Source organism: Pseudomonas izuensis, from assembly GCF_009861505.1.
GTDB lineage: Bacteria > Pseudomonadota > Gammaproteobacteria > Pseudomonadales > Pseudomonadaceae > Aquipseudomonas > Aquipseudomonas izuensis.
Map to the genome: position 1 here is coordinate 159,306 of NZ_WTFT01000012.1, position 15,637 is coordinate 174,942.

The 15,637-nt window shown below is 59.9% G+C and carries 23 protein-coding genes; 17 read left to right on the top strand and 6 right to left on the bottom strand.

Annotation, left to right across the window (positions count from 1 at the left end; all coding sequences use genetic code 11):
* Nucleotides 1–86 precede the first annotated feature (86 nt).
* Nucleotides 87–926: a UTP--glucose-1-phosphate uridylyltransferase GalU gene (gene galU, locus GPL81_RS12835; protein WP_008065368.1), complete on the bottom strand. Its 840-nt coding sequence runs from the start codon at nt 924–926 to the stop codon at nt 87–89.
* Nucleotides 927–1,218: 292 nt separating this feature from the next.
* Between galU and GPL81_RS12840 the strand changes: the two genes are divergently transcribed.
* Both GPL81_RS12840 and GPL81_RS12845 read left to right on the top strand, forming a co-directional pair.
* Entirely contained in the window at nt 1,219–1,407 is a 189-nt protein-coding gene (locus GPL81_RS12840; RefSeq protein ID WP_096511762.1) for a hypothetical protein, read from the top strand.
* A gap of 214 nt (nt 1,408–1,621) precedes the next feature.
* Nucleotides 1,622–1,903, top strand: coding sequence for a hypothetical protein (locus GPL81_RS12845; RefSeq protein ID WP_160107016.1), 282 nt, complete (start codon nt 1,622–1,624; stop codon nt 1,901–1,903).
* Between the two features lie 11 nt (nt 1,904–1,914).
* Here GPL81_RS12845 and GPL81_RS12850 read toward each other — a convergent pair whose 3' ends face one another.
* Nucleotides 1,915–2,145, bottom strand: coding sequence for a hypothetical protein (locus GPL81_RS12850; protein WP_160107017.1), 231 nt, complete (start codon nt 2,143–2,145; stop codon nt 1,915–1,917).
* A gap of 72 nt (nt 2,146–2,217) precedes the next feature.
* A complete protein-coding gene (locus GPL81_RS12855) occupies nt 2,218–2,574 on the bottom strand; it encodes a hypothetical protein (RefSeq protein WP_096511765.1) in 357 nt (118 codons plus the stop codon).
* Between the two features lie 213 nt (nt 2,575–2,787).
* On the opposite strand from GPL81_RS12855, the gene GPL81_RS12860 reads away from it, so the two are divergent.
* The 5 genes from GPL81_RS12860 to ada all read left to right on the top strand — a co-directional run bounded on the left by GPL81_RS12860 (nt 2,788) and on the right by ada (nt 5,975).
* Nucleotides 2,788–3,090, top strand: coding sequence for a DUF1883 domain-containing protein (locus GPL81_RS12860; protein ID WP_057400164.1), 303 nt, complete (start codon nt 2,788–2,790; stop codon nt 3,088–3,090).
* A gap of 35 nt (nt 3,091–3,125) precedes the next feature.
* Nucleotides 3,126–3,296, top strand: coding sequence for a hypothetical protein (locus tag GPL81_RS31075; protein WP_095194899.1), 171 nt, complete (start codon nt 3,126–3,128; stop codon nt 3,294–3,296).
* A 148-nt stretch (nt 3,297–3,444) separates the two neighbouring features.
* Nucleotides 3,445–4,149: a 2OG-Fe(II) oxygenase gene (locus tag GPL81_RS12865; RefSeq protein WP_160107018.1), complete on the top strand. Its 705-nt coding sequence runs from the start codon at nt 3,445–3,447 to the stop codon at nt 4,147–4,149.
* Between the two features lie 5 nt (nt 4,150–4,154).
* Complete coding sequence (gene alkB / locus GPL81_RS12870; RefSeq protein ID WP_160107163.1) at nt 4,155–4,820, top strand: DNA oxidative demethylase AlkB; 666 nt, start codon at nt 4,155–4,157, stop codon at nt 4,818–4,820.
* 87 nt (nt 4,821–4,907) lie between these two features.
* Nucleotides 4,908–5,975, top strand: coding sequence for a bifunctional DNA-binding transcriptional regulator/O6-methylguanine-DNA methyltransferase Ada (gene ada / locus GPL81_RS12875; protein WP_160107019.1), 1,068 nt, complete (start codon nt 4,908–4,910; stop codon nt 5,973–5,975).
* A 121-nt stretch (nt 5,976–6,096) separates the two neighbouring features.
* Here ada and acuI read toward each other — a convergent pair whose 3' ends face one another.
* A complete protein-coding gene (gene acuI, locus GPL81_RS12880; RefSeq protein WP_160107020.1) occupies nt 6,097–7,080 on the bottom strand; it encodes an acrylyl-CoA reductase (NADPH) in 984 nt (327 codons plus the stop codon).
* Between the two features lie 207 nt (nt 7,081–7,287).
* Between acuI and GPL81_RS12885 the strand changes: the two genes are divergently transcribed.
* The 8 genes from GPL81_RS12885 (at nt 7,288) to GPL81_RS12920 (ending at nt 13,355) form a co-directional block, all read left to right on the top strand.
* Entirely contained in the window at nt 7,288–8,352 is a 1,065-nt protein-coding gene (locus tag GPL81_RS12885) for an NAD(P)H-dependent flavin oxidoreductase (protein WP_160107021.1), read from the top strand.
* A gap of 264 nt (nt 8,353–8,616) precedes the next feature.
* Nucleotides 8,617–9,384, top strand: coding sequence for a molybdate ABC transporter substrate-binding protein (modA, locus tag GPL81_RS12890; RefSeq protein WP_160107022.1), 768 nt, complete (start codon nt 8,617–8,619; stop codon nt 9,382–9,384).
* The gene (modB, locus tag GPL81_RS12895; protein WP_160107023.1) at nt 9,385–10,065 is read left to right on the top strand and encodes a molybdate ABC transporter permease subunit; all 681 of its coding nucleotides are present in this window, start codon (nt 9,385–9,387) and stop codon (nt 10,063–10,065) included.
* A gap of 3 nt (nt 10,066–10,068) precedes the next feature.
* Complete coding sequence (gene modC, locus GPL81_RS12900; protein WP_160107024.1) at nt 10,069–11,148, top strand: molybdenum ABC transporter ATP-binding protein; 1,080 nt, start codon at nt 10,069–10,071, stop codon at nt 11,146–11,148.
* Nucleotides 11,149–11,237: 89 nt separating this feature from the next.
* Nucleotides 11,238–12,257, top strand: coding sequence for a DNA topoisomerase IB (locus GPL81_RS12905; protein WP_160107025.1), 1,020 nt, complete (start codon nt 11,238–11,240; stop codon nt 12,255–12,257).
* Between the two features lie 72 nt (nt 12,258–12,329).
* Nucleotides 12,330–12,551, top strand: a complete 222-nt coding sequence (locus tag GPL81_RS12910; protein ID WP_160107026.1) for a hypothetical protein — start codon at nt 12,330–12,332, stop codon at nt 12,549–12,551.
* A gap of 82 nt (nt 12,552–12,633) precedes the next feature.
* Entirely contained in the window at nt 12,634–12,864 is a 231-nt protein-coding gene (locus GPL81_RS12915; protein WP_008055683.1) for a hypothetical protein, read from the top strand.
* Between the two features lie 206 nt (nt 12,865–13,070).
* Complete coding sequence (locus GPL81_RS12920; RefSeq protein ID WP_160107027.1) at nt 13,071–13,355, top strand: hypothetical protein; 285 nt, start codon at nt 13,071–13,073, stop codon at nt 13,353–13,355.
* A gap of 45 nt (nt 13,356–13,400) precedes the next feature.
* On the opposite strand, the gene GPL81_RS12925 is transcribed toward GPL81_RS12920, so the two are convergent.
* Complete coding sequence (locus GPL81_RS12925) at nt 13,401–14,066, bottom strand: TetR/AcrR family transcriptional regulator (RefSeq protein WP_160107028.1); 666 nt, start codon at nt 14,064–14,066, stop codon at nt 13,401–13,403.
* 178 nt (nt 14,067–14,244) lie between these two features.
* Here GPL81_RS12925 and GPL81_RS12930 point away from each other — a divergent pair, with 178 nt between their 5' ends.
* The gene (locus GPL81_RS12930; protein WP_160107029.1) at nt 14,245–15,081 is read left to right on the top strand and encodes an NAD(P)H-binding protein; all 837 of its coding nucleotides are present in this window, start codon (nt 14,245–14,247) and stop codon (nt 15,079–15,081) included.
* Between the two features lie 103 nt (nt 15,082–15,184).
* Nucleotides 15,185–15,385: a hypothetical protein gene (locus tag GPL81_RS12935; protein WP_096511778.1), complete on the top strand. Its 201-nt coding sequence runs from the start codon at nt 15,185–15,187 to the stop codon at nt 15,383–15,385.
* A 5-nt stretch (nt 15,386–15,390) separates the two neighbouring features.
* Here GPL81_RS12935 and GPL81_RS31220 read toward each other — a convergent pair.
* A partial coding sequence (locus GPL81_RS31220; protein WP_218585644.1) for a hypothetical protein occupies nt 15,391–15,637 on the bottom strand: 247 nt, incomplete at its 5' end.

Sequence of the window (15,637 nt, forward strand, 5' to 3'; positions counted from 1 at the left end):
ATACCCGCGAGCGCTCGTTGGGCAAGCGCTGCAAATGAAAAAGCCACCCGAAGGTGGCTTTCAATACAAACGGATTGAGCGCGCTATCAGTACGCCTTGCCCGTCTTGTAGAAGTTCTCGAAGCAGAAGTTGGTCGCGTCGATGTAGCCCTCGGCGCCACCGCAGTCGAAACGCTTGCCCTTGAACTTGTAGGCCATGACGCAGCCGTTCTGGGCCTGTTTCATCAGGGCGTCGGTGATCTGGATTTCACCGCCCTTGCCTGGCTCGGTCTGTTCGATCAGGTCGAAGATGTCCGGGGTCAGGATGTAGCGACCGATGATGGCCAGGTTCGACGGCGCATCTTCAGGTTTTGGTTTTTCAACCATGCTGTGCACGCGGTAGATGTCGTCGCGGATCATCTCGCCGGCGATGACGCCGTACTTGTTGGTCTCTTGCGGGTCGACTTCCTGGATGGCCACGATCGAGCAGCGGAACTGCTTGTACAGCTTGACCATCTGGGTCAGTACGCCGTCGCCTTCGAGGTTGACGCACAGGTCGTCCGCCAGCACCACGGCGAACGGTTCGTCGCCGATCAACGGACGGCCGGTCAGGATCGCGTGACCCAGGCCTTTCATCTCGGTCTGACGGGTGTAGGAGAACGAGCAGTTGTCGAGCAGCTTGCGGATGCCGACCAGGTATTTTTCCTTGTCGGTGCCCTTGATCTGGTTTTCCAGCTCGTAGCTGATGTCGAAGTGGTCTTCCAGGGCGCGTTTGCCGCGACCGGTAACGATGGAGATTTCGGTCAACCCGGCATCCAGTGCTTCTTCGACGCCGTACTGGATCAGTGGCTTGTTTACCACCGGCAGCATTTCTTTGGGCATGGCTTTAGTCGCTGGCAGGAAGCGAGTACCGTAACCGGCTGCTGGGAACAAGCATTTCTTGATCATAAAAGTCCTTGAAAGGGCTGTGTGTACGAGTTTCGGCGCAGTCTAATCAGGCGGCGAGCACCTTACAATGCCCCGCGCTGGCTAACCGATGCCATCATAGAGAAATATTCTTGCCGATAGTTCCGCAAGAGACTGCATCGATCCTTCGGCAACCTGTAAGTGATAGCAGAGACCGGCAGGTTTGCACGCTTGTCAACTGATCAGGCAATTGCACCACCCTACACCCATCGACACCGGTTGCGGGTGTTTGGCGCTATCATGGCGCATTTGAACCAGCCAACGAGGCAGATAGATGTCGGTAGCAAAAAGCGTCAACGGGTACCTGATCAACAAGGCGAAAGACGGCCAATGGTGGATAGGCAATGCGGGTGGCGAAAATATCGTCGGCCCTTTTCCGACTGAAGCCATGGCGATCGAAGTAGCGTCGGTGCTGGAGCTGGAACACCCGGAACCCAAGCGACGCGGCAAGGACAAGAGCTGATCCTATTTCGTTTCTGTAGGAGCTGGCTTGTCGGATCGCCGCACCGCAGCGAAGACGGCAGCACAGCCCGCACCAATGTTGACTGACAATCCGATTTCGCTGGCAAGCCAGCTCCTACAAGGCTAATGCGTGTACAGGAAGTGGCCTTTCGCTATAACCTTTTGCCCGCGGCGCTGTCACAGGCTTTGCCCACCCCAATGACGACGACAACGACATGACCCGATTTTTGCCACTGATTGCGGTATTGGCCCTGAGTGGCTGCGCGACATCCGAAACCACCTACCTGAACAACGGCGAGCAAGGCCTGGCCATCGATTGCTCCGGGGAAGCCAACTCCTGGGCGACCTGCTATGAAAAGGCCGATGCGTCCTGTGCCGGCACCGGCTATCGCATCGTTGGCACCGACGGCTCTCCGGCCCCCGAGGAAAGCGACAAGACCCTGGGCGTCGACGTCGGCAACTACAAGAACCGCAGCGTGGTGGTGGTCTGCAAGTAAGGCGCCCTGCCCTACATGTGGATTTCGGCGAATTTGATCCCCAGGCCGCGCACGGTTTCGACCAGGTCGTCCAGGCGCGCGAAGGATTCAACTTCGTCGCTGTCATCCACCAGGAAAAAACTGCGTCCGGCGCTCTTTTTGAAAAACACGATCCACTCCCCTGGATTCGCCGGGTTTTGTATGACGTGGGTGGCACAGATCAGACCCTCTGCGTGCCGTTCCCGCACTTGCTCGCGCTTCATGCCAGACTCCAGAAATGACAATGCCGCCAAAGCATTGCTTTGACGGCATGGGTGTTGAAGATCGCTAGTCTATCAGCCGGAAATGCACTCGGTCGCTGCATTGCGTACATCCCGGGGACGCAACGGCACGTTGGAGATGCGTTCATGGAGTTTGATGCTGCTGCCGCCGGAGCGCTGTTCAATATCGAATACGGCCGCCGGCCCTGACGACAGTTTCTGCGGCACGATCACCCGCACACCGTCTTTCTGCGGTTCGACTTGCAAGGCCCCGCGACTGCTGGCGAGTTTCTCGCTCAAGCATTGCGCGTACTCATGGGGCTTCTTGCCTGAAATCACATTCATGGTGGGCAGCGACGCGTCGATCTCCGAGACGGTCGCGCAACCACTTATCGCCAACGCCAACGGCAGTACCCACACTCCCCACTTCATATGAAACCTCCGATAAAGACCCTCCGACAGCGCCGATGCGGTTTTTCTCCGGGGTCGACTGTATTTTATCGCCCACCAGGGGCCGAATAACCGCTTTTAATTGTCAAAGCGGGCCTCGACAGCCGGATAATAACGCCTGCGGACTGATAAACTGCGCCAATTGCCCACTGCTATCGTTTTGATTTTGTAGAAAAAGCCCTTCTGGAGGCGCCCATGAAATTTATCCACCAGCGCGAGCACCTCAATGAAGACGACATCGTCGTCATTCAATGCTCGCAGATGTGCAACATCCGTTTGATGAACGACGCCAACTTCCGCAGCTTCAAGAACGGCGGCCGCCACACTTACCACGGTGGCGCATTCGACACGTTCCCGGCCCGCATCACCGCGCCGAGCACCGGTTTCTGGAACATTACCATCGACACGGTCAACCGCCGGGCAATCAGCGTGACCCGCAAACCGACCCTGACCCACTCGATCAAGATCATTCGCCGCTCCAGCTCGAAACTGAGCTGAGTGACGTTCAAGCACACAGACAGGCAGGTATGACCGTGGCTCAGACGACCAAATACGTCATCAAGTACAAACTCAACGGCGAACGCCGCTTCGAATTCGCGCAGCTGGAAAACGGCACCGAGGAAGAAGCGAAGGCCGCGCTGGACGCCCTGCATGGCCAGGGCGAAGACGTCATCAGCGAAATCAGCGTGAGCAAAGCGCTGTAACGCCATCCAGGCGTTGAAATTCGACCGCAAGCGCCGGAGTGTTCGCATCCTCGGCGCGTCCTAGACTGGCCACTTCCCCCTTGGGTCAAGGAGTCAGAGCAATGCCCATCCTTCGCGTATTGATAGCGTGGGACCGCGAGGCCCGTCGATGAGCGGGCGATACCTCGACAGTCTCGATTGGGCGACGCTGGAACAGCAACTCGACCAGGATGGCTGGGCGGTCATCCCGTCGCTGTTGAGCCACAAGGCGTGCGATGAAATCAGCGCCTTGTACGCCCAACCCGAACCCTTTCGCTCGCAAGTGATCATGGCCCGTCACGGTTTTGGCCGCGGCGAATACAAGTATTTCCGCTACCCGCTGCCGGACCTCGTGGCCCGGTTACGCCATGCGCTCTATCCGCGACTGGTGCCGATTGCCAATCGCTGGCATGAACAGATGGGTTTGCCGAACCGCTTCCCTGACAGCCATGACGCTTTCCTCGAACGGTGTCATGCCGCCGGTCAGGAACGCCCGACACCGTTGTTGCTGCAATACGGTCCACAGGACTACAACTGCCTGCATCAGGATCTGTACGGCGAACACGTCTTCCCACTGCAAGTGGCGATTCTTCTGTCGGAACCCGGTGATGACTTCACCGGGGGCGAGTTCGTGCTGACCGAGCAGCGCCCGCGCATGCAGTCGCGCCCGCAAGTCATCGGCCTGAAAAAAGGTGACGGATTGATCTTTGCCGTCAACCAGCGCCCGGTCAAAGGCGTGCGCGGATACTACCGGGTAACCCTGCGCCACGGCGTCAGTCGCCTGCACAGTGGAAAACGGCATACCCTTGGCATCATCTTTCACGATGCGACATGACCAGCATGAACCCGACCACCTTTGACCTGTTTGCCGACACCGAACCCGACCAGCAGCCCAGGATTGAGCGGATCGGCGAACAATCCTGCGTCTTGAGAGGCTTTGCCCTGCCCTGGCTGGACCGCTTGCTGCCCGCGCTGGAAGCGGTGCTGGAGGCCGCGCCGTTTCGGCAGATGGTCACGCCAGGCGGATTTACCATGTCGGTAGCTTTAAGCAGCTGCGGTACCTGGGGCTGGACCACTGACCGCAGCGGTTATCGCTACACCCGCAACGATCCGCAGACCGGCCAACCCTGGCCGCCCATGCCCGAGGTGTTTTTCCAGCTGGCGCAAGCGGCGGCGCTGGAAGCAGGATTCAGTGCGTTCGAGCCGGATTCCTGCCTGATCAACCGTTATATCCCTGGAGCGAAAATGTCATTGCATCAGGACAAGGACGAAAAATCCTACGCAGCACCTATCGTTTCGGTGTCGCTGGGGTTGCCGGCCATGTTCCTGCTCGGTGGTTTCACGCGTAGCGAAAAGAGCCAGCGCGTGCCGTTGCTGCATGGTGACATCGTGGTTTGGGGTGGCGTCGACCGCTTGCGTTACCACGGGGTCCTGCCAATCAAGGACGGCCAGCATCCGCGAATGGGCGAACAACGGATCAACTTCACCTTTCGCACCGCCAAGTGAAAACCGGGAGTTTGACCGCAAGCGCCGGAGTGTAGGTGTACGGGCCAGTGGTTAATCTGCGGCAAACGGGTCAACGGATGTATAGCCATGACAAGCCAATCGACAAAAATCACCACCGAAAACGATCCACGCTGGGCCGCTGTTGTCGCCCGCGATCCACAGGCGGACGGGCAGTTTGTCTACGCGGTGAAAACCACCGGGATTTACTGCAACCCCAGCAGCCTGGCGCGCTTGCCCAAACCGCAGAATGTGGAATTCTTCGAGACCGCCGAATTGGCTCAAGCGGCGGGTTATCGTCCGAGCAAACGCGCGGCGAAGGATCAGAGCGACGTTGCCGCAAAACATGCCGCCACCGTGGCCGCCGCGTGCCGTCAGATCGAAACCGCCGATGAGCTTCCCGCCCTGAACGAACTGGCCGAAACCGCGGGCCTGAGCAGCTTTCACTTCCATCGGGTGTTCAAGGCCGTCACCGGCCTGACGCCCAAGGGTTACGCCGCGGCCCACCGCTCACGTCGGGTGCGGGAGCGGTTGGCCGATGGCAGCTCGGTCACGGAAGCCTTGTACGACGCCGGTTTCAACTCCAACAGCCGTTTCTATGAGGCAGCGGATCAGGTGCTGGGCATGAAACCCGCCGATTACCGCGCTGCCGGCCAGAACAACGACATCCGTTTTGCCGTCGGCCAGTGTTCCCTCGGGGCGATTCTGGTGGCGCAAAGCGAACGCGGGGTGTGCGCGATCCTGTTGGGCGATGACCCTCAGCAACTGGTCTGCGACCTGCAGGACAAGTTTCGCCGGGCCAATCTGATCGGCGCCGATCAAGCGTTCGAGCAGTTGATTGCCAGGGTCGTGGGTTTTATCGAAGCCCCGGCCCTGGGCCTGGACTTGCCGCTGGACGTGCGCGGCACGGCGTTTCAGGAGCGGGTCTGGCAAGCCTTGCGAGAGATTCCCGTTGGCAGTACTGCGAGTTACGCCGATATCGCCCAGCGCATCGGCGCGCCGAAAGCGGTTCGCGCCGTCGCTCAAGCGTGCGGCGCGAACAGCCTGGCGGTAGCGATCCCCTGCCACCGAGTGGTGCGCAGCGATGGCAATCTGTCAGGGTATCGCTGGGGGGTGGAGCGCAAACGTCAATTGCTGGAGCGCGAAAGCACCACCTGATCCTTTGTAGGAGCGAGCTTGCTCGCGATGCTCGTTAACGATTACGCGTGTTTGCTGGATGAACGCGGTGCGCTTGAGTCCATCGCGAGCAAGCTCGCTCCTACAGGGGTTCAGTGCCCAATCAGCGGTTCACATCCACCACCACCCGCCCGCGCAATTGCCCGGCCAACAAGCGCGGCGCCGCATCAATGGCTTCGCTCAAACCGATTTCGTGGCTGATCAGCGGCAGCAGATTGAAATCCAGATCTCGCGCCAGACGACTCCACGCCTCCACACGCTTGGCTTTGGGTTGCGTCACGCTATTGATGCCGGCCAGGGTCACGCCGCGCAAAATGAACGGTGCGACAGAGGCCGGGAAATCCATACCCTGGGCCAGGCCGCAGGCGGCGATGGTGCCGTTTGCCTTGGTGCTGGCACAGGCGTTGGCCAGGGTGTGGCTACCGACCGAATCGATGACCGCCGCCCAGCGCTCCTTGGCCAGGGGTTTGCCTGGCTCGGACAGTGTCGCGCGATCGATAATTTCGCTGGCGCCCAATTGCTTGAGGTAGTCGTGCTCCGAGGTGCGGCCGGTGGACGCGACCACTCGGTAGCCCAGCTTGCTCAACAGTGCGATGGCGAAACTGCCCACACCGCCATTGGCGCCAGTGACCAACACTTCGCCTTGTGCGGGCGTCACACCGTTATGCTCCAGTGCCAGGATGCACAACATCGCCGTGTAACCGGCAGTGCCGATGGCCATGGCTTGCGCAGCGGTGAATGACTCGGGCAACGGAATCAGCCAATCGCCATTCAGGCGCGCTTTCTGCGCCAGACCGCCCCAATGCCCTTCGCCCACACCCCAGCCATTGAGCAGGACCTGGTCACCGACCTTGTAGTCCGGATGCCCGCTGACTTCGACGGTCCCCGCCAGATCGATCCCCGGCACCATCGGGAATTTGCGCACCACCGGGCTGCTGCCGGTGATCGCCAGGCCGTCCTTGAAATTCAACGTGCTATACGCCACGCGCACCGTCACGTTGCCCTCGGGCAGTTGATCCTCACTGATCGCTTGCAGGGTGGCTCGGTAACCGCTGTCGTCTTTGTCGATCAAAATGCCTTGGAACATGACTGCCTCCGGAGGGTTCACCTGGTATGGTGTGATTTAAATACCACATCGCAAAAAAATGCCGTACACGACTTTAAGCCAATACATAAAACCAGCGGAGCTAAATAACGCCTGCGCCGGCAGACAAACATGACTGGCCTTGGGTCAATCATGCTGCTACAAATCCTGATCGTCCTTGCCCGGTTTCAACGTCGGAGAGCACCCAAAATGAGTCAATGGCCAGACACCCGCATTCTTGACCTGCTCGGGATCGAGCTGCCGATCATCCAGGCCCCGATGGCCGGCGCCACCCTCTCTTCCATGGTCATCGCGGCCAGCAATGCCGGCGGCCTCGGCTCCATGCCGGCAGCGATGCTGAGCGTCGAGCAATTGTGCGAAGAGCTGAAAACCATCCGTCAACACACGCAGCGCCCGATCAACGTCAACTTTTTCTGCCATCAACCGCCACCCACCGACGAGCAACGTGCTCAAGACTGGAAGAACCTGCTGGAGCCCTACTACCACGAACTGGGTGTCGACTTCGATGCACCGACACCGGTGTCCAATCGTGCGCCGTTCGATGCCGCAAGCTGCGAAGTGATCGAGGAATTGCGCCCGCAAGTTGTGAGCTTCCACTTTGGCCTGCCGGAAAAGTCCCTGCTGGATCGGGTGAAGGCCACCGGGGCAAAAGTGCTGTCCTCGGCCACCACAGTCGAAGAAGCCCTGTGGCTGGAGCAGCATGGCTGCGACGCGATCATCGCCATGGGCTACGAAGCGGGCGGACACCGCGGGATGTTTCTCAGCGATGACCTGAGCAGCCAGGTCGGCACGTTCGCCCTGGTGCCACAGGTTGTCGATGCGGTGAAAGTGCCTGTGATCGCCGCTGGCGGCATTGCCGATGCGCGCGGCGTTGCAGCAGCGTTCATGCTGGGGGCTTCGGCGGTACAAGTGGGCACGGCGTATCTGTTCACGCCGGAAGCCAAGGTCAGTGCATCGCATCACAAGGCGTTGCGTACTGCGAAGGAAAGCGAGACGGCCATCACCAACCTGTTCACCGGCCGCCCGGCACGGGGGATTCTCAATCGGGTGATGCGCGAACTCGGACCGATGAGCGCCAAGGCACCGGCCTTTCCACTGGCGGGTGGCGCGCTGATGCCATTGCGGGCCAAAGGCGAAGCGGACTTCAGCAACCTCTGGGCCGGGCAGGCGTTCACGCTGGGGGTCGAATTGACGACCGCGGAACTGACCCGGCGACTGGCCGAGGAAGGGTTGGCAAAACTGCTTCGCCGCTGAACAAGCGCAACTTGTTGATGGGGACTTCCTGTGGCGAGGGGATTTATCCCCGTTCGGCTGCGCAGCAGACGCAAAACTATTGAATGCAACAGAAATGCGGGGGTCGCTACGCGACCCAACGGGGATAAATCCCCTCACCACAGGAAGTATCTTCGCCATTGGCACTCCCACTACAACCAAGTTCCGTTCGCAGGCATTTCGCTATATATTCGGATATATAACGAATCACCCCCTCGCAACATCTGCTTATAACGGAGCCGTTTCATGACCATTCGTGCCTCACGTTTTGCCCCTACTTGCCTGGCGACCTTGATCGCCGTGTTCGCCTTCGGTTCTGCCCAGGCCGATGAAGTCCAGGTGGCCGTCGCCGCCAACTTCACCGCGCCGATTCAGGCGATTGCCGCCGATTTCGAAAAAGACACCGGGCATAAACTGGTGACTTCGTTCGGTGCGACCGGTCAGTTTTATACCCAGATCAAGAATGGCGCACCGTTCGAAGTGTTCCTCTCGGCGGACGACACCACCCCGGAAAAACTGGAAAAGGAAGGCGACACCGTCAAGGGCTCGCGCTTCACCTACGCCATTGGCACCCTGGCACTGTGGTCGGCCAAGGAAGGTTACGTCGATGCCAAGGGCAAAGTGCTGGGCGACAACCAGTACCAACACCTGTCCATCGCCAACCCGAAAGCCGCGCCTTATGGCCTGGCGGCGACCCAGGTACTGGCCAAGCAAGGCCTGACCGACAAGGTCAAGGACAAGATCGTTGAAGGCCAGAACATCACCCAGGCTTACCAGTTCGTGTCCACCGGCAATGCCGAATTGGGCTTCGTCGCCTTGTCGCAGATCTACAAAGACGGCAAAGTCACCAGCGGTTCGGCCTGGATCGTTCCGGCCAACCTGCATGACCCGATCAAACAAGACGCGGTGATTCTCAACAAGGGCAAGGACAATCCGGCCGCCAAGGCGCTGGTTGACTACCTCAAGGGGCCAAAAGCCGCTGCCGTCATCAAGTCCTACGGTTACCAACTCTAAATGTCGCTCACGAGTGCCGATTTTTCCGCCATCTGGCTGACCCTGAAACTGGCGTCCCTGACGACCGTCATCCTGTTGGTGATCGGCACTCCGCTGGCGTTGTGGCTTTCGCGCACCGCATCCTGGTTGCGCGGTCCGGTCGGGGCGATCGTCGCCCTGCCTTTGGTGCTGCCGCCCACGGTGATCGGGTTTTATCTGTTACTGGCGCTCGGCCCTAACGGGTTCGTCGGCCACTTCACCCAGTCATTGGGGCTCGGCACCCTCACCTTCAGTTTCGCGGGGCTGGTCATCGGTTCGGTGCTGTACTCGATGCCGTTCGTGGTCCAGCCCCTGCAGAACGCCTTTTCCGCCATTGGCACTCGCCCGCTGGAAGTAGCCGCGACCTTGCGCGCCAATCCCTGGGACACCTTTTTCAGCGTCACCCTGCCTCTGGCCCGTCCCGGATTCATTACCGCGGCCATCCTCGGTTTCGCCCACACCGTTGGCGAATTCGGTGTGGTGCTGATGATCGGTGGCAACATTCCCGACAAGACCCGCGTGGTCTCGGTGCAGATCTACGATCACGTCGAAGCCATGGAATACGCCCAGGCCCATTGGCTGGCCGGAGCGATGCTGGTGTTCTCCTTTGCGGTATTGCTAGCGCTGTACTCCAGCCGCAAAACCAAAGCGGGCTGGAGCTGATCGATGATTCAAACACGCTTGAAGTTGAGTTATCCGGGGTTCGCCCTGGATGTCGATCTACAGTTGCCCGGCCGTGGCGTCACTGCGCTTTTCGGTCACTCCGGTTCGGGCAAGACCACCTGCCTGCGTTGCATCGCGGGCCTGGAACGGGCCGATCGGGGCTTTATCCAGGTCAACGACGAAGTCTGGCAGGACAGCGACAAGAACATTTTCGTCGCGCCGCACAAGCGCGCCTTGGGCTACGTGTTTCAGGAAGCCAGCCTATTCCCGCACCTGTCGGTGCTGGCCAACCTGGAATTCGGCCTCAAACGCATCCCGAAACACCAGCGCCGGGTCGACATGGCCCACGCGACCGAGCTGCTGGGCATCGGCCACCTGCTTGATCGGCATCCACAACACCTGTCGGGCGGTGAACGGCAACGCATCGGCATCGCCCGTGCGCTGCTCACCAGCCCGAAACTGTTGTTGATGGATGAGCCGCTGGCCGCGCTGGACGCCAAACGCAAAGGCGAAATCCTGCCTTACCTGCAACGGCTTCACGATGAACTGGACATCCCGGTGCTGTACGTCAGCCACTCCCAGGATGAAGTCGCGCGACTGTCCGACCACATCGTCCTGCTCAGCGACGGCAAGGCGCTGGCCAGCGGTCCTATCGGGCAGACCCTGGCCCGCCTCGACCTGCCGCTGGCACTGGGTGATGACGCCGGCGTGGTCATCGAAGGCCGCGTCAGCTGTTATGACACGGATTACCAATTGCTGACCCTGGCACTGCCCGACACAGCCCTGAGCATTCGCGTGCCACACACGCCGATGGCGCCGGGCCAGGCGTTGCGCTGCAAGGTTCAGGCTCGGGATGTGAGCCTGAGCCTGCACAGCGCCGAACACAGCAGCATCCTCAATCGCCTGCCGGTCACCGTGGTCAGTGAACTGGGTGCCGACAACGCCGCCCACGTGCTGGTACGACTGGACGCGGCGGGCACACCACTGCTGGCGCGCATTACACGCTTTTCCCGCGATCAGTTGAACGTGCATCCCGGCCAGCAGCTCTGGGCGCAGATCAAGGCTGTGGCGGTACTGGCCTAGCAATAGGGGTTTAACGGCGCTGGCACGACTGCGGTGGCCTGGGGTCAATGGCTGTAACGACCCCGCATTCCTCGTTCAGGACAATCGCCATGCCCGATGCGCTGCCGCCCGACCTGCATTACGTCGATGACACCCGGCCCGGAATCACCCGCAGGAAACTGCGTGGCAAGTTCGGCTATTTCGACCCGACCGGCCAGCGGATTACCGATCCTGCCGAAATCCAGCGCATCAACGCACTCGCAGTGCCACCGGCCTACACCAACGTGTGGATCTGCGCCGACCCGCGCGGGCATCTGCAAGCCACCGGCCGCGACGCGCGCGGTCGCAAACAGTACCGTTACCATCCGCGCTGGCGCGAAGTGCGCGACAGCGACAAGTACTCACGCCTGCGGGATTTCGGCCTGGCCCTGCCGAAACTGCGCAAACAACTGGAAGTGTTGCTGGCAGCACCGGGCTTCAGCCGCGACAAGGTCATGGCCACTGTCATCACCTTGCTCGATGCCACGCTGATCCGTATCGGCAACACTCAATACGCCCGGGACAACCGCTCCTACGGCCTGACCACCTTGCGCAGCCGTCATGTGGAGATCAACGGCAGTGCGATCCGGTTCCAGTTTCGCGGCAAAAGCGGCATCGAACATCAGATCACCGTGAAGGACAGGCGCCTGGCGCGGATTATCAAGCGTTGCCAGGACATCCCTGGGCAAGATCTCTTCCAATACCTGGATGAAAACGGCGAGCGACACACCATCACGTCCGCTGACGTCAATACCTGCCTGCAAACCCTGACCGGTGCCGACTTCACCGCCAAGGACTACCGCACCTGGGCCGGCAGTGCCCTGGCGCTGGCGGTGTTGCGCAAACTTCAGTGGCAACCGGAATCGGAGGCGAAACGGCATGTGGTGGAGATGGTGAAAAACGTCGCCCGGCAGTTGGGCAATACCCCGGCGGTGTGCCGCAAATGCTATATCCATCCGGCGGTGCTCGAGTGCTTTCATCTGGGCGCACTGGCCGACTTGCCCCGGCCAAGAACGCGCAAAGGCTTGCGGGCCGAAGAGGTCGGGCTGGCGATGTTGCTGGAGAAACTGACGTCTGAACCGACGAATTGACTTGCCTATTTTTTGCACGATTACAAATGACTTCTATAGTTGATCTGTACACGAGTCAGCTGCGGTGAAGCCATGGAAGACATTTTCGTCGTGAAGCGTTGTAACAAGATCATCATTCATGGCCGCCGAGCCGGAGAAACCGGTCATCCAGCCCCCGAGGCTGCCGTCTGGTACCGCATAAACGATACCCGCACCAACGGTTTCATCGGTGACGGCTACGAACTTGAAGACGACGCCAAACGCGTCTGCCGCCAGCTGAATGCCAGGTCACAAGTAACGGCCCGAGAAGGCTGATGAGTTCTCGCGTGCCTTTTACGGGTCTATACTGAAGAGGGCTGAAATGTCCTGCCAGGTGTCTTGAACGGAGGTGTTTCCCATGTCCGAAAAAGAGTCCATCACCACCCTGCTCACCCTGCTCGATTCCCGTCAGGTTCGCTTGGCCGCGGCATGCAAGGAAATCGCCGATTGGGTCGATCACCAAGGCGGACATCCGACTGCCCTCAGGATTCGCGATCGCCTGAACGACATCGAGAAGGATACGCCGCTGATCCGTAATACCCTGTCGTCGCTCAAACCTGTCGATCCACCACTGCCACGGTTCAGATGAGTCGTGCGGACAGTCGATGCGAAGACACGGTCTGACAGCGCAGGCATGATCGGCGACATTGTTGTCACCGAGTGAGTGCCTGCCCGCTCGATTCATGCTTCTCCCCCAACCCGGCCAGGCGCCGGGATTTTTTTGCGCCAGGGCACGCAACGAACGTCACCTGCCGTGTGAGGTCCAACGATCACACGTCACGAGGAGACGTCCCAATGGTTACTCACTTCAACGTCAGCGGGCACCTGGCCTGCGGTCACAAAGGCAACAACCTCACTTCGACCCGCGAACTCAACCGGGTCAAATGCCGAAGCTGCCGAAACACCGAAGTGTACAAAGAGGCGCGCAAAGCCCAACGCAACGCTGCACGGCGCGCCGCACGCAAAGCCAAAGCCACCCAATCCGTTGCTAACTGGCGCCAGGCCTGGACCGAGCGCCTGATCGCCCTGCCCGGGTTGCAAAGACTGCCCCGTGGTTTTACCGGCCAACCCTTCGTTTAGCCATAGGCTTCGGCGGCTGAGTCGTGTCGACCCGGCCGCCTGAGGCTACTCAGTCATTGTGCTCATGCACGCTGGCTGCAGGATCTCGCGCAATGACATGCGTTTGAAGGCCTCGACCAATCCACGCCCTTCCCCGGGCGCGCAAGAGATCGCCAGGCGCATGGTCGCCTCGCCCAGGTGCCAGATCAGAAATGCGGACTCCCGGACCTGCCGTGCATCGCTGTGCGGATACACCCTCAGCATCGCCTCGGCCAGCAACCCGCCGGCATTGCGACTCTCCTCCAACTCCAGCGCCAGCAGGTGTTTGTCGGCCTGCATGCCGGACCAGATATCACGCATCGCCGGGGTCGCCAACACGATCTCGTAATACTGATCGAGCAAGTCTGAATAGGCGGCTTGCAACCCTGGCACATCCTCGACCGCCTTCAAGGCTTCTTCGATACAGCGACGGCTTTCGGCGTTGTAGCGCTCGGCCAACGTGCGTATGACCGCGCTCTTGTCGGGGAAGTACTGATAAAGGGAGCCGATGGAGATTTCGGAGCGCTCGGCAATTTCACTCATCTTCAGTTGATCGCTGCCCTTGGTTGCGATCAGCTCCGTCGCCACGGCGAGGATGCGCTCCTGGCGTTCGCGGCTGCGTTGCTGCGTGGGATTGCGTCGAATCGGCTCTGGAACAGCCTGTTCAAGCACTTCGCTGGTCTTCTTGCGCACGGCCGGACTTCCCGATCAATAAACATGACATTGACTCACCTTAGCACCGGCCATGGGTGTACCCAATAGGTCATCGCCATACGTCGGGTTGTTCTTTCCATGGATTGACGGCAAAACATGAGGGTCTATCATCTTTTAAACGTGAGCATCACTCACATTACCAATGGAGATGAACGCGATGAACAGCAACCAGCAGACCCTTCTGATTCTCGGCGCCACGGGCAAGACCGGCCGGCGCATCGCAAAACGGCTCGAAGCAGCCGGACGGAACGTGCGCCTTGGCTCTCGCGGCGCCACGCCGCCCTTCGACTGGGAAGACCGGTCGACCTGGGTGGCTGCCCTTGAAGGTGTTCAAGCCGCGTACATTTCCTTTCAGCCGGACATCGCCGTGCCTGGCGCCCTTGAGACGATCCAGGCGTTCACCGACCAGGCGGTGAACAGCGGTGTCGGCAAGTTGGTCTTGTTATCGGGTCGCGGTGAGATAGAAGCGCAGCAGGCCGAGCGTGTGGTGCAGAACAGCGGTATCGACTGGACCATCCTGCGTGCCAGCTGGTTCTGTCAGAACTTCAGTGAAGGGCACTTTCTCGAACCGATCCTGCAAGGAGAACTGGCGTTGCCCGTCGGCGACATCGCCGAGCCTTTTGTCGATGTGGAAGACATCGCCGAAATCGCAGTCGCCGCGCTGACCCAATCCGGGCACTCAGGCCAGCTCTATGAACTGACCGGAGCACGGGCACTGACCTTTGCCGAAGCCGTCGCCGAAATCGCCCGCGCGACGGATCGCGATATCGGATTCCTGGCGGTGCCACCGGCCGCCTATCGCCAGGCATTGGAGCAGGAGCAACTGCCGGCTGAGTTGATCGACCTGGTGTTGTATCTGTTCACCACGGTACTCGACGGCCGCAACACACCGGTTACCGACGGGGTCCAACGTGCACTGGGACGGCCGGCGCGAGACTTTTCCGATTATGTCCGGCGCACGGCAGCAACGGGGGTCTGGAACCTTCACGGTTGAGTGCCGACGTACTGCATTGGCGACAATCGACTTCCTCGACTAGGGTGTCCTTCGTATCGAACTGCGGTGCCTTCATTGGCAGGAGCCTGATAAGGAGGAAGCAATGTCATCCATTCGTAGTGCCGAACAAACCTATCGCCAGTGGTCCAGCCCGATCCTGCTCGAACTCAAGGAGCGAGAGCATCAATTGACCCCGTCAGACCGTGAGGCCCTGCAAAATATTTTGCTGGAAAGGCGGCTGATCAACAGCGGCAACCCTCACGGCAGCGATCGACGCAAGACTGAACCGGGTATTGGCGGTTGATTCGGTCAAAGCAAGACTGCTCGTGCTGAAAAGCACGGTTCAACACCGAAATGCTGTTCAATTAAGAGTGGGACGGTGTACATGTTCGTTTCATCGGTATCAGACAATAAATTTGTTGACTGACCCACCGCTTTCGCTGGCAAGCCAGCTCCTACAGGGGATTGCGTACCCACCGCAATCAGGTCGGCTGTCAGGCCGCCTCGCTTTGGCTTTTGATCTTCTTGCCCCCTCGCGAGGCCGAGTGGAGGTTCT

Coding starts and splice junctions, on each gene's coding strand:
- galU (WP_008065368.1), bottom strand. CDS start 926: ATGATCAAGAAATGCTTGTTCCCAGCAGCCGGTTACGGTACTCGCTTC.
- GPL81_RS12840 (WP_096511762.1), top strand. CDS start 1,219: ATGTCGGTAGCAAAAAGCGTCAACGGGTACCTGATCAACAAGGCGAAA.
- GPL81_RS12845 (WP_160107016.1), top strand. CDS start 1,622: ATGACCCGATTTTTGCCACTGATTGCGGTATTGGCCCTGAGTGGCTGC.
- GPL81_RS12850 (WP_160107017.1), bottom strand. CDS start 2,145: ATGAAGCGCGAGCAAGTGCGGGAACGGCACGCAGAGGGTCTGATCTGT.
- GPL81_RS12855 (WP_096511765.1), bottom strand. CDS start 2,574: ATGAAGTGGGGAGTGTGGGTACTGCCGTTGGCGTTGGCGATAAGTGGT.
- GPL81_RS12860 (WP_057400164.1), top strand. CDS start 2,788: ATGAAATTTATCCACCAGCGCGAGCACCTCAATGAAGACGACATCGTC.
- GPL81_RS12865 (WP_160107018.1), top strand. CDS start 3,445: ATGAGCGGGCGATACCTCGACAGTCTCGATTGGGCGACGCTGGAACAG.
- alkB (WP_160107163.1), top strand. CDS start 4,155: ATGAACCCGACCACCTTTGACCTGTTTGCCGACACCGAACCCGACCAG.
- ada (WP_160107019.1), top strand. CDS start 4,908: ATGACAAGCCAATCGACAAAAATCACCACCGAAAACGATCCACGCTGG.
- acuI (WP_160107020.1), bottom strand. CDS start 7,080: ATGTTCCAAGGCATTTTGATCGACAAAGACGACAGCGGTTACCGAGCC.
- GPL81_RS12885 (WP_160107021.1), top strand. CDS start 7,288: ATGAGTCAATGGCCAGACACCCGCATTCTTGACCTGCTCGGGATCGAG.
- modA (WP_160107022.1), top strand. CDS start 8,617: ATGACCATTCGTGCCTCACGTTTTGCCCCTACTTGCCTGGCGACCTTG.
- modB (WP_160107023.1), top strand. CDS start 9,385: ATGTCGCTCACGAGTGCCGATTTTTCCGCCATCTGGCTGACCCTGAAA.
- modC (WP_160107024.1), top strand. CDS start 10,069: ATGATTCAAACACGCTTGAAGTTGAGTTATCCGGGGTTCGCCCTGGAT.
- GPL81_RS12905 (WP_160107025.1), top strand. CDS start 11,238: ATGCCCGATGCGCTGCCGCCCGACCTGCATTACGTCGATGACACCCGG.
- GPL81_RS12910 (WP_160107026.1), top strand. CDS start 12,330: ATGGAAGACATTTTCGTCGTGAAGCGTTGTAACAAGATCATCATTCAT.
- GPL81_RS12915 (WP_008055683.1), top strand. CDS start 12,634: ATGTCCGAAAAAGAGTCCATCACCACCCTGCTCACCCTGCTCGATTCC.
- GPL81_RS12920 (WP_160107027.1), top strand. CDS start 13,071: ATGGTTACTCACTTCAACGTCAGCGGGCACCTGGCCTGCGGTCACAAA.
- GPL81_RS12930 (WP_160107029.1), top strand. CDS start 14,245: ATGAACAGCAACCAGCAGACCCTTCTGATTCTCGGCGCCACGGGCAAG.
- GPL81_RS12935 (WP_096511778.1), top strand. CDS start 15,185: ATGTCATCCATTCGTAGTGCCGAACAAACCTATCGCCAGTGGTCCAGC.